The 11506-nt window shown below is 70.8% G+C and carries 10 protein-coding genes and 1 tRNA gene; 7 read left to right on the top strand and 4 right to left on the bottom strand.

Annotated elements, in window-relative coordinates; genetic code table 11:
- Window positions 1-375: transposase (locus tag GE300_RS05650; RefSeq protein ID WP_233416776.1), on the top strand; the 375-nt coding region annotated here is incomplete at its 5' end.
- A 171-nt stretch (window positions 376-546) separates the two neighbouring features.
- Here the strand turns inward: GE300_RS05650 and GE300_RS05645 are convergent.
- Complete coding sequence (locus GE300_RS05645; RefSeq protein WP_325063118.1) at window positions 547-1314, bottom strand: SDR family oxidoreductase; 768 nt, start codon at window positions 1312-1314, stop codon at window positions 547-549.
- Complete coding sequence (locus tag GE300_RS05640; RefSeq protein ID WP_154445554.1) at window positions 1311-2051, bottom strand: GntR family transcriptional regulator; 741 nt, start codon at window positions 2049-2051, stop codon at window positions 1311-1313. The genes GE300_RS05645 and GE300_RS05640 overlap by 4 nt, the downstream gene beginning before the upstream one ends.
- A 175-nt stretch (window positions 2052-2226) precedes the next feature.
- Here GE300_RS05640 and GE300_RS05635 point away from each other — a divergent pair, with 175 nt between their 5' ends.
- From GE300_RS05635 to GE300_RS05615, 5 genes are all read left to right on the top strand, one after another.
- Complete coding sequence (locus tag GE300_RS05635; RefSeq protein ID WP_154445553.1) at window positions 2227-3471, top strand: ABC transporter substrate-binding protein; 1245 nt, start codon at window positions 2227-2229, stop codon at window positions 3469-3471.
- A 69-nt stretch (window positions 3472-3540) separates the two neighbouring features.
- On the top strand, window positions 3541-4416 hold the full coding sequence (locus GE300_RS05630; protein ID WP_154445552.1) for a branched-chain amino acid ABC transporter permease: 876 nt from the start codon (window positions 3541-3543) through the stop codon (window positions 4414-4416).
- Between the two features lie 6 nt (window positions 4417-4422).
- Window positions 4423-6933, top strand: a complete 2511-nt coding sequence (locus GE300_RS05625; protein WP_154445551.1) for a branched-chain amino acid ABC transporter ATP-binding protein/permease — start codon at window positions 4423-4425, stop codon at window positions 6931-6933.
- Between the two features lie 13 nt (window positions 6934-6946).
- Window positions 6947-7879 carry a 3-hydroxyacyl-CoA dehydrogenase gene (locus GE300_RS05620; protein ID WP_154445550.1) on the top strand — a complete coding sequence of 311 codons (933 nt, stop codon included), beginning with the start codon at window positions 6947-6949 and terminating at the stop codon, window positions 7877-7879.
- Between the two features lie 11 nt (window positions 7880-7890).
- A complete protein-coding gene (locus GE300_RS05615) occupies window positions 7891-8820 on the top strand; it encodes a BKACE family enzyme (RefSeq protein ID WP_154445549.1) in 930 nt (309 codons plus the stop codon).
- A 211-nt stretch (window positions 8821-9031) separates the two neighbouring features.
- Here GE300_RS05615 and GE300_RS05610 read toward each other — a convergent pair.
- Together GE300_RS05610 and GE300_RS05605 are read right to left on the bottom strand one after the other, a co-directional pair.
- Window positions 9032-9106 (bottom strand) — tRNA-Asn (locus GE300_RS05610).
- 92 nt (window positions 9107-9198) lie between these two features.
- On the bottom strand, window positions 9199-10098 hold the full coding sequence (locus GE300_RS05605) for an MBL fold metallo-hydrolase (RefSeq protein WP_154445548.1): 900 nt from the start codon (window positions 10096-10098) through the stop codon (window positions 9199-9201).
- Between the two features lie 49 nt (window positions 10099-10147).
- Here GE300_RS05605 and GE300_RS05600 point away from each other — a divergent pair, with 49 nt between their 5' ends.
- Entirely contained in the window at window positions 10148-11482 is a 1335-nt protein-coding gene (locus GE300_RS05600; RefSeq protein ID WP_154445547.1) for an ATP-binding protein, read from the top strand.
- Window positions 11483-11506: the final 24 nt, after the last annotated feature.

The following is an 11506-nucleotide window of genomic DNA, read 5'->3' as shown; positions in this document are numbered from 1 at the left end:
GGGCATGGCGAGCGGAAGGCGGCGCTTGAGATGATCAATCGGCATTCCCCGGGGTCGACCCGGCGCCTGACGCTCGGAGCGGATAAGGGATACGACAGCGCCGACTTCGTCGCCGCACTCAGACGGATGGTCGTGACCCCGCATGTCGCGCAGAAGGCCCGACATTCCGCCATCGACGGGCGGACCACTCAGCATCCGGGATACGCCTTGTCCCAAAGGTGCCGGAAGAAGATCGAGGAACCCCTCGGCTGGGCCAAGACCGTGGGAGGCATGGCCCAGACGCTCCACCGCGGCCTCGACAGGGTCCGCGCGCGATTCACGATGACAATGGCAGCCTGCAATCTCGCGAGGCTACCGAAACTATTGCCGACCTGAAGAAAGGGGCAACCCAGACCAGGAGTCCGCTGCCGCGAAGATCCTCCTTCAAACTCTGACGGCAGGAACAGCGTCCTTCCAACCCGACTTCTTCAGCAGCCTGCTAAAGCGGCGACGATGCGGGCGACGCGGCATTCGCCGTCGCCTCGCCGGCAGACCCGTGCCGGTCGCTCAGGCCAGCATCTGCGCGTCGCCGCAGACCGACACCGCCTGCCCCGAGATCGTGCGCCCGCGCGGGCTGGTCAGGAACAGGATCTGGTCGGCGATCTGCTCCGGCTGCACATAGTCCTTGAGCGAGGTGTAGGAGAACGCCTCGGCCTCGACCTCGGCGAAACTGATGCCGCGGCGCTGGGCCTTGGCCTCGAGCACCCGCCGCTGGCGGTCGCCGGCGACGATGCCGGGCAGGATCGCGTTGCAGCGGATGCCGTCGCGCCCCAGTTCGATCGCCAGCGACTTGGTCAGGCCGATCACGCCCCATTTCGCCGCCGCATACGGCGTGCGCAGCGCAAAGCCGAGCCGGCCGGCCAGCGACGACAGGTTGATCACCGAGGCGTTGCCGCTTTTCCGCAGCGCCGGCACCGCGTGGCGCACGCAATGGAACTGCGAGGTCAGGCAGATGTTCAGGCAGGCGTCCCAGTCCGCCGGGTCCAGCTGCTCGACCGGGCCGGTCGGCCCGGCGATGCCGGCATTGTTCACCAGCACGTCCAGCCCGCCCAGGGCGTCCAGCGCCGCGGCCATGAAGGTGGCGATCTGCGCCGCGTCGCCCATGTCGGCGCGCTGCCGGAACACCGAGGGCGGCAGCGTCTCCAGCGCGGCGTCGTCGGTGTCGCAGGTGGCGACGCGGGCGCCCTCGGCCAGGTAGGCGTCGACGATGGCGCGGCCGATGCCCTGCGCCCCGGCGGTGACGATGACGCGCGCGCCCTGCAGTTCCAGCTTCACGGGATGATCCTCCTGATGTTGTCGTCCGTGTCCATCCCGCCGTGGGCGCGGATGAGTTCCGAGGCGGTGCGGATGTCCTCGGCCACCGCGTGCGCCGCGGCGTCGCCGTCGCGCGCCGTCAGCGCGTCGCACAGCATCCGGTGATGCGCGCGCGAGTGGTGCCCGCGCGAGCGCTGCATCTCTTCCTCGCGCGGCACGCCGGCCTCGACGCCGATGTCGAAGTTGATGATCGGCCCGGCCTTGAGCCAGAGCATGGTGATCACCTCCATCAGCGCGGCCGAGCCGGCGGCGCGATACAGCGCGAAATGCAGATCCTTGTTCGCCGCCACCGCCGCGGCGCTGCCGTAGGCCCGGTCCAGCACCGCATCGAACCGTTCGGACAGCGCGATGACCGCGGCGATGTCGGTCTTCGCGCCGCGCTCGGCCGCCAGCCGCGCCGCCTGCCCCTCGTTCAGCATCCGCACCATGGTCAGGTCGGCGAATTCCGCCGCGGTCATCAGCGGCACCATCACCGCGCGTTTCGGGCTGACCTCCAGCGCGCCGCTGGCCGCCAGGCGACTCACCGCCTCGCGCACCGGCATCATCGAAACCTCCAGCCGCTCGGCCAGATCGCGCAGCGACAGCCGGTCGCGGGGCCGCAGCGCGCCCGACAGCAGCATCTCGCTGAGGGTGTCAAACACCTGATCGGAAAGCGTTTGCCGGCGGGCGGGTCGGAGCTTGTCGAGCGGCTGGGCCATGATTTCGGTAACTCCGTGTTGACTCACGCAGCGCCTCTCTGCAACTGTGATCTCAGATCACACCAGATCGGGCAGGACTTCAACCATTGATCCACCGGCGGGCGGCGAAAGTCAGCCGGAACGTCCCCGCCCCGGTCCGGTCTGATCCGCAAGACCAGGTTCCAGGGAGGATACCATGACAACCGAAAACACGACCCGCAGGGGCTTTCTGCGGACCGGCGCGGCCGGCGTTGCGCTGGGCGTGGCGGCCCCGGCCTATCTGCGGGCGCAGGCCGCGCCGCTGAAGATCGGCCACCTGACCCCGACCACCGGCTTTCTCGGGCCGCTGGGCGAATACGCCCAGATGGGCATCAAGCTGGCGGTCGAGCATGTCAACGCCAACGGCGGCGCCGGCGGGCGGCAGATCGAGCTGATCATGGAGGACAGCGTCAACCCGCAGACCGCCTCGACCAAGGCCGAGCGCATGTTCGAGCGCGACCAGGTCGAGATGATCATCGGCGAGATCTCCTCGGCCTCGTGCCTGACGATCAGCCAGGTGGCGGCGCGCTACGGCAAGTGCTTCATCAACACCGGCGGCAACTCGGACAGCCTGCGCGGCCAGGACTGCAACCGCTACATGTTCCACGTCGAGACGCAGAACTCGATGTATGTGAACGCCGAGGGCGAGTTCTTCCGCAGCCAGGACATGGTCGACGGCAAGAACTGGTACACGATGACCGCCGACTACGCGTTCGGCCACGACCTGCTGTCGGCGGCCAAGGCGTTCCTCGACGCCAACGGCGGCGTGCTGGTGGGCGACGACCTGGTGCCGACCGACGCCACCGATTTCTCGTCCTACCTGCTGAAGATCCGGCAGGCGCAGCCTGACGTGGTGGCGCTGAACCTCGCGGGGACGCAGATCACCAACTTCCTCAAGCAGTACGGCGAGTTCGGGTTGGACTTCACCCTTGGCGGCTTCGGTTTCGACACCGTCTCGGCCTGGGCGGCGGGCGCGCAGAACTTCAGCGGCACCTGGCCCAACGTCTGGAACCACCTGGTGCCGAACGACGCCAGCCAGGCCTTCGTCCAGGCGTTCACCGACGCCTACGGCAAGCCGCCCGAGAACCAGGCCTGGGGCGACTACAACGCCGGGCTGATCATGGCCAGGGCGGTGGCCGAGGCCGGCGACGCCGGCGGCGACACGCTGGTCGCCTATCTCGAAAGCGACGAGGCGCAGTTCGACCTGATGAAGAACCGCAAGGGCTATTTCCGCCCCTCGGACCACCAGCTGATCCAGGAGATCTACGCCATCACCGCGCTGCCCGCGGGCGAGGCGCAGAACCAGTGGGACATCTTCACCACCTCGGAACCGCTGCCCGGCGCGGACCAGCCGCTCGAGACGCTGGCGCAAAGCGTCACCGGCGGCACCTGCACGCTCTGAGCCGCCGGCGGGCGGCGGCATCCGCCGCCCGCCACCCAAGGACAGGAAACCGGGAGGCATCGCGCCGCCATGCTGGGGCTATTCATCGCGCAGGTCCTGAACGGACTGCTCGACGGCACATACTACCTGCTGATCGCGCTGGGGCTGTCGCTGATCTTCTCGCTGGGCGGGATCATCAACCTCGCGCACGGGGCGTTCTTCGCCATCGGCGCCTACCTCGCGCTCGTGATCACGCCCTATGCGGGCTTCTTCGGCGCGCTGATCCTGGTGCCGCTGATCGTCGCCGGGCTGGGGATGCTGACCGAGCGGCTGCTGTTCACCCGCTTCTACCGCATCGACCCGCTGTACTCGCTGCTGCTGACCTTCGGGCTGGCGATGGTGATCGAGCAGGGCCTGCGCTGGATCTTCGGCGCCTCGCCGCAAAGCTACAACATGCCCGACGTGCTGCGCGGGCAGGTGTTCCTGGGCGATTTCATCTACTCGCGCTACCGGATCTTCCTGATCGCGGTCGCCGCGCTGGCAGTGGCCGGGCTGTGGGTGCTGCTGAACCGCACCTCGTTCGGCCGGATCGTGCGCGCCGGGGTGCAGAACCCCGAGATCGTCGGCGCGCTGGGGATCTCGCTGCGGCCCTACCTGTCGGTCGTCGCCGGGATCGCCATCGGCCTGGCCGGTCTGGCCGGCGTGCTGCTGTCGCCGATCTACACCGTGCACCCGGCGATGGGCGCCGAGATCATCACCCTGGCCTTCGTCGTGGTGGTGATCGGCGGGCTCGGCTCGTTCTGGGGCGTGATCATCGCCGCGGTGCTGGTCGGCCTGACCAAGGGGGTGCTGGTCGCCGTCGGCCTGTCGTCCTGGTCCACCGCCGCCATCTACCTGCTGATGTTCCTGGTTCTGCTGGTGCGCCCGCGCGGCCTGCTCGGCGAACGCATCCTCCGCTTCGAATAGGTCCCCATGCCCCGCATCCATCCGCTTCTCGCCGCGGGCGCCGCGCTGGTCGTGCTGCCCTTCGTGATCCTCGCCGCCGGGCTGACCTACACCTCGGCGACCGAGGTGGTGATCTACGGCCTCGCCTGCATGGGCCTGAACATCCTCGCCGGGCGCACCGGGCTGGTCAGCTTCGGCCACGGCGCGTGGTTCGGCCTGGGCGCCTACGCCGCCGGGCTGACCTCGCTGGCGATGGGCGGGGCGTTCCTGATCCCGGTGCTGGCGGCGCTGCTGATCACCGCGGCGGCCTCGGCGGTGTTCGGCGCGCTGATCCTGCGCCGCCGCGGGGTCTACTTCTCGCTGATGACGCTGGCGCTGTCGGCGCTGGGCTTCACCATCGCCTTCCGCTGGACCGAGGTCACCGGCGGCGAGAACGGCCTCGGCGGCATCGACCGGCCGGCGTTCCTCGGCGTCGATTTCGAGATGTCGCAGCCCTACTACTGGCTGGTCGCCGCGATCGCCTTTGCGGTGTTGGCGCTGCTGTGGCGGTTCAACAACTCGCCGCTGGGCACGGTGCTGCTGGCGATCCGCGAGAACGAGCAGCGCGCGCGCTTCCTGGGCTACCGGGTCGACCGCTACAAGCTGGCCGCGTTCGTGCTGTCGGCGACGATCACCGCGCTGGCCGGCGCGCTGCTGCTCTACAAGAACCGGATGACCTCGGCCGAGCCGATGTCGGTGATCTTCTCGGGCGAGCTGCTGGCAATGGTGGTGATCGGCGGCATGCGCAGCTTCATCGGCCCGGTGATCGGCGCGCTGTTCTACATCCTGTTCCGCGAGTACCTGTCGATCTGGTCCTCGAACTGGCTGTTCTGGTTCGGCCTGGTGTTCATGGTGTTCGTGCTGTTCGCCCGCGACGGCCTGGTCGGCCTGCCCGGGCAGATCCGCCGCTATCTGCGCCCGCCCGCCGAGACCGGCGCCGCCATGGCCGGGCGCCGGGCCGGGGTGCATCCGCTGCCCGCGTTCCTGAAACCCGCCGAGCACGTCGCCGGCCCGCTGCTGGTGGCCAGCGGCATCTCCAAGCACTTCGGCGGGCTCAAGGCGGTGGACGATGTCGGCATCTCGGTGCGCGACCGCACGCTGCACGCGCTGATCGGGCCGAACGGCGCCGGCAAGACCACCGCGTTCAACCTGCTGTCCGGGCTCTACAAGCCCGACGCCGGCGAGGTGACGCTGGCCGGCCAGCCGCTGTCCGGGCGCACCCCCGAGGAGATCTCGGCCGCCGGGATCGGGCGCAGCTTCCAGATCACCAACCTGTTCCCCTCGCTCAGCGTGCACGAGAACATCCGCCTGGCGGTGCAGGCCGGCGACGCGCAGCGCATGAACCCGCTGATCCGCGCCCGCGGGCTGGACGAGGTCAACGCCCGCACCGCGCAGATCATGGACTACGCCGGGCTGGCGGGCATGGAGCAGGCCGAGGCGGGCTCGCTGTCCTACGGCGGCCAGCGGCTGCTGGACCTCGGCCTGGCGTTGGGCAACCATCCGCGCATCCTGCTGGCGGACGAGCCGCTGGCCGGCCTGTCGGTGGCCGAGCGCGAGCGCGTCGGCCTGCTGCTGAAGTCGCTGTCGCAGGACATCCCGGTGCTGCTGGTCGAACACGACATCGACCGGGTGTTCGAACTGGCCGACCACGTGACGGTGATGAACGAGGGCCACGTGCTGCTCGACGGCACCGTCGAGCACGCCCGCACCGACCCCCGCGTGCAGGAGGTCTACATCGGCTCGGGGATCTCGGCGGTCACCGCCAGACGGCGCGAAAGCGCGGTGCGGGACGAGGTGCTGCTGGCGCTCGACAAGGTCAACGTCAGCTATGGCAAGAGCCACATCATCAACGACGTCAGCTTCGATCTGCGCCAGGGCGAGATCGTCGCGCTGCTGGGCCGCAACGGCGCGGGCAAGTCGACCCTGCTCAAGGCGCTGATCGGCATCGCGCCGGTGGGCAGCGGCGAGATCCGGCTGGACGGCAGGCCGATCCAGGGCCTGCCCTCGGCGGCGATGGCCCGCGCCGGGATCTCCTACGTTCCGCAGGGCCGCGGGCTGTTCGCCGGCATGTCGGTAAAGGACAACCTGGAACTGGGCCGCATCCGCCGGCAGACCGGCGCCGGCTCGCACTGGGACGAGGAGCGCATCCTCACCTACTTCCCGCGGCTGCGCGAACGGCTCGACACCCCTGCCGACTACCTCTCGGGCGGCGAGCAGCAGATGGCGGCGGTGGCGCGCGCGCTGTCCGGCGACACCCGCGTGCTGCTGCTGGACGAGCCGTTCGAGGGCCTGTCGCCGGCGGTGGTCGAACAGCTGTTCGAGACCTTCGACCGCTTGCGGCAGGAGGTGTCGATCATCATCGTCGACCACAACCTGGACCTGGCGCTGACGCTATCGGACCGCACCGTCGCGCTGGAGCGCGGCAGCATCATCCACGAAGGCCCGTCCTGCGCGCTGGCACAGGACATCGACCTGCGCCGCAAGGTGCTCTGGCTTTGAGGAAAGGACCAAGATGACCGAAACGGTTGCCATCGTCGGCGCGGGTCTGATCGGCCGCTCGTGGAGCGCGCTGTTCGCCCGCGCCGGACACCAGGTCCGGGTCTGGGACGCCGACGCCGGCGTGCTCGAACGCTACGCCGACGACATGGCCACGCTGTGCGACACGCTGGCGGCCGAGGGCCTGCTGGATGACCGCGACGGCGCGCTTGCCCGCATCCGCACCTGCCCGACGCTGGAGCAGGCGGTGGCCGGCGCCGGCTTCGTGCAGGAGAACGGCCCGGAGCGGATCGAGATCAAGCGCGAGCTGTTCGCCCGGCTCGACGACGCGACGCCGGCGGACGCGGTCATCGCCTCGTCTACCTCGGCGATCGTCGCGTCGCGCTTCACCGAGGATCTGGCGCATCGCGGCCGCTGCGTGGTCGGCCACCCGGTGAACCCGCCGCACCTGGTCCCGGTGGTCGAGCTGTGCCCGGCGCCCTGGACCACCGCCGCGACCCTGGACCGGGCCGAGGCGATGTACGCCGGGATCGGCCAGGTGCCGGTTCGGATGACGCAGGAGCGCGACGGCTTCGTGCTCAACCGCCTGCAGGGCGCGCTGCTGGCCGAGGCGCTGCGGCTGCTGGGCGAAGGCGTGGTCAGCGTCGAGGGGCTGGATGCCACCATCAAGCACGGGCTCGGCCTGCGCTGGGCGTTCATGGGACCGATCGAGACGATCGATCTGAACGCCCCCGGCGGCATCGTCGACTACGCCGGGCGCTACGGCGCGTTCTACGCCCGCCTCGCCGCGGCCCCGGCCGGGCCCGAGGTGTTCACTGTCGAAAACGCCGAGAAGATCGCCGCGACCTGGCCGCAGGATCGCGCCCCCGCCAGCATCCGCGCCCGGCAGGACCGGCGCGACCGGCGCCTTGCCGCGCTGCGCCGCCACTTGGCGGCCGAACAACCCTGAAGGAGCCCATCATGGCCACGCCACGCAAGGTCATCGTCACCTGCGCCGTCACCGGCGCGATCCACACCCCGTCGATGTCCGAATACCTGCCGGTCACCGCCTCCGAGATCGCCGATGCGGCGATCGGCGCGGCCGAGGCCGGCGCGGCGATCGTGCACCTGCACGCCCGCAACCCCGAGGACGGCCGGCCGGACCAGTCGCCCGAGGCGTTCAAGCCGTTCCTCGGCGTGATCAAGCAGGCCTCGGACTGCGTCGTGAACATCACCACCGGCGGCGCCCCGACGATGACCATCGAGGAACGCGTCCGCCCGGCCGAGACGCACCGCCCCGAGGTCGCCTCGCTGAACATGGGCAGCATGAACTTCGGCCTGTTCCCGATGCTGAAGCGGTTCCCGGACCTGAAGCACCAGTGGGAACGCGACTATGTCGGCAACAAGAACATCGTCTTCAACAACAGCTTCGGTCAGGTGGAGTACATCCTGACCACGCTCGGGCCGCTGGGCACGAGGTTCGAGTTCGAATGCTACGATACTGCGCACCTGTACAACCTCAAGCACTTCCTCGACGAAGGCCTGGTGAAGCCGCCGCTGTTCATCCAGACCGTGTTCGGGCTGATGGGCGGTATCGGCGCCCACCCCGAGGACGTGATGCACATGAAGCGCACCGCCGACCGGCTGTTCGGCGACCAGTACCGCTGGTCGGTGCTGGGCGCGGGCAAGAACCAGCTGCCGATCGCGGCGATGGCGGCGGCGATGGGCGGCAACGTCCGCGTCGGGCTGGAGGATTCGCTCTGGGTCGGCCCCGGCCAGCTGGCCCGCACCAACGCCGAGCAGGTCGCCAAGGCGCGCCAGATCATCGAGGGGCTGGGGCTGGAACTGGCGACCCCGGACGAGGCACGCGAGATGCTCGCGCTCAAGGGCGCGGACAAGGTCGGCTTCTGAACCGCCGGGCGACCGGCGTCCGCACGCCCCGCGGCGCACCGGCGAGGGCGGGCGCCCTGCCGCGGTCGCGCCCGGCTGCCGGGACGCGCCCGCCGCGCGCGCTACCGCGGAGACGGGCCGCGGGGATCGGCGCCCGGGCCCGCATCCGCGCCGCGGCGAACACCCTGCCGGTGACGGCGAGCCCGCCCGGATATCTGGATCTGGGAAAAGTTGGCTCCGGCGGTAGGATTCGAACCTACGACCAGCGGATTAACAGTCCGATGCTCTACCACTGAGCTACGCCGGAACAGGAGCCGCGCCTTGTGAACGCCGGCTGCGTATAGCGCATGGATTCGGCAGCGACAAGAGGAATATCCCGGCTTTTCGGCGCGGCGCCGGTCAGCCCGCCGCCAGACGGAATTCGGCCTCCATCAGCGGCGCGTCGGGCAGCGCCGTGCGGCCCTGCTCGGCCAGCTCCAGCAGGTGCGCCAGCACGTTACGCGCCGCCGCCGGGCGCAGCGGCGCAGCCAGACCCGCGTACAGCCGCCGGACCAGCGCCGCCACGGTCTGCGGCCCCTCGGCCAGCGCCGCCAGGATCTGCGCCTCGCGCAGGCCGCGGTGCGCGCCCTGCGCCCGCGCCGTCGCCGGGCCGTTGATCACCGGCGCGCCGTGCCCGGGCAGGTACAGCCGCTCCGGGCGCGCGGCCAGCAGCGCCATCGACGCGCGGAACGCGCCGACGCTGCCGTCGGGCGGCGAGATCACCGTCGTCGACCAGCCCATCACCGTGTCGCCGGTGAACAGCGTCCCGGCCTGCGGCAGCGCGAAGCTCAGGTGGCTGGACAGGTGGCCGGGGGTGTGCAGCGCCTCCAGCGTCCATTCCGGCGCGGCCAGCACCTCGCCGTGGCGCAGGCAGCGGTCGGGGCGGAACCCGCGGTCGATGCCCTCGCCGCCGGCCAGGTCGCCGCGCGCCGCCAGCGCCGCCATCATCGGGCTGCGCCCGGCCTCGGGCGGGCCGAACGCCAGCACCGGCGCGCCGGTGGCGGCCCGCAGCGCCGGCGCGGCGGCGGAATGGTCGCGGTGGGCGTGGGTGACCAGGATGTGCGTGATGCGCGCGCCGGGCTCCAGCGCCGCCAGGATCGCGGCCAGGTGGGCGGCGTCGTCCGGGCCGGGATCGATCACCGCCACCGCCTGCCGGCCCAGCAGGTAGGTGCGGGTGCCGGCGTGGGTCATCGGCCCCGGATTCGGCGCGGTCAGCGCGCGCACCCCCGGCGCGACGGTCTGGCTGGACGGGTCTGGCATCGGCATGTCCTTGCGGGGGCCCGGTGGGGCCGGTAACGCTTGGCGTATCATGACGCCGCGCAATCTCAAGTATCCCCTGCCCCGGTCGCTGTTCCCGCGCGCGATGCTGATCGTGATCGTGCCGCTGATCGCGCTGCAGCTGGTGGTGGCCTTCGTCTTCTTCCAGCGCCATTTCGAGGGCGTGACGCGGCAGATGACCCGCAACATCGCGCGCGAGCTGGCGGTGGCGCAGCAGGTGATCGACACCTCGCCCACCGCCGAGATCGCGCAGCTGCGGCTGACCAACCTGTCGCAGCCGCTGGAGATCGCGCTGTCGCTGCGCGCGGAGGAGCTGCGCCCCGGCGCCCACCGGCGCGACCTGTTCGACCTGTCGGGCCGGGCGCTGGTGGCCGAGATGGCCGACCTGCTGGGCGGGCAGCTGCAGATCGATCTGGCCGCCGACCGGCGCCAGGTCGACGTGCGGCTGCAGACCGACAAGGGCGTGCTGCGGGCGGTGATCCCGCGCAGCCGGATGACCGTCTCGAATCCGCACCAGCTGCTGGTGCTGATGACGGCGACGGCGCTGGTGCTGGCGGTGATCGCGCTGCTGTTCATGCGCAACCAGATGAAGCCGATCCTGCAGCTCGCCAATGCCGCGGACGCCTTCGGCAAGGGCCGCTCGGTGCCCTACCGCCCCGCCGGCGCCGAGGAGGTGCGCCGCGCCGGCGCCGCGTTTCTTTCGATGCGCCAGCGGATCGAGCGCGCGATGGAACAGCGCACGCAGATGCTGTCGGGCGTCAGCCACGACCTGCGCACGCCGCTGACGCGGATGAAGCTGAGCCTGGCGATGGCCGACGCCATGCCCGAGGCGCGCGAGATGGAGCGCGACGTCGAGCAGATGGAGCAGATGCTCAACAGCTTCCTCGCCTTCGCCCGCGGCGACCAGATGGACGAGGTCGAGGACGTGCACCTGCCGGCGCTGCTCGAGGAAATGGCCGAGCAGGCCCGTCGCGGCGGCGGCTGCGTCGAGACCGACATCCGGCTCGAGCCCGCCGAGCTGCCCACCGCCACGCTGCGCCGCGCGGCGCTGGCGCGGGCGCTGCAGAACCTGCTGTCGAACGCCACCCGCTATGGCAGCCGCACCCGGCTGAGCCTGCGCACCACCCCGCGCGCGGTGCAGTTCATCGTCGAGGACGACGGCCCCGGCGTGCCCGTGGACCGCCGCGAGGAGGTGATGCGCCCGTTCATCCGGCTCGACAGCGCGCGCAACCAGGACCGCGGCGGCGGCGTCGGCCTCGGTCTGGCGATCGCCCAGGACGTGGCGCGCGCGCACGGCGGCGCGCTTGAGCTGTCGGACAGCGAGGCGCTGGGCGGGCTGAAGGCGGTGCTGCGCCTGCCGCGCTAACGCCCCGCCCCCGGAACGACCGAT

The organism is Halovulum marinum (genome assembly GCF_009697225.1).
Lineage (GTDB): Bacteria > Pseudomonadota > Alphaproteobacteria > Rhodobacterales > Rhodobacteraceae > Halovulum > Halovulum marinum.
Note: the sequence above shows the minus strand (reverse complement) of the source record. Positions and strands in the feature narration are given on the sequence as shown.

What these genes read in the sequence shown, in the direction of transcription:
- GE300_RS05640 (WP_154445554.1), bottom strand. Translation starts at nt 2,051, where the DNA reads ATGGCCCAGCCGCTCGACAAGCTCCGACCCGCCCGCCGGCAAACGCTT.
- GE300_RS05635 (WP_154445553.1), top strand. Translation starts at nt 2,227, where the DNA reads ATGACAACCGAAAACACGACCCGCAGGGGCTTTCTGCGGACCGGCGCG.
- GE300_RS05630 (WP_154445552.1), top strand. Translation starts at nt 3,541, where the DNA reads ATGCTGGGGCTATTCATCGCGCAGGTCCTGAACGGACTGCTCGACGGC.
- GE300_RS05625 (WP_154445551.1), top strand. Translation starts at nt 4,423, where the DNA reads ATGCCCCGCATCCATCCGCTTCTCGCCGCGGGCGCCGCGCTGGTCGTG.
- GE300_RS05620 (WP_154445550.1), top strand. Translation starts at nt 6,947, where the DNA reads ATGACCGAAACGGTTGCCATCGTCGGCGCGGGTCTGATCGGCCGCTCG.
- GE300_RS05615 (WP_154445549.1), top strand. Translation starts at nt 7,891, where the DNA reads ATGGCCACGCCACGCAAGGTCATCGTCACCTGCGCCGTCACCGGCGCG.
- GE300_RS05605 (WP_154445548.1), bottom strand. Translation starts at nt 10,098, where the DNA reads ATGCCAGACCCGTCCAGCCAGACCGTCGCGCCGGGGGTGCGCGCGCTG.
- GE300_RS05600 (WP_154445547.1), top strand. Translation starts at nt 10,148, where the DNA reads ATGACGCCGCGCAATCTCAAGTATCCCCTGCCCCGGTCGCTGTTCCCG.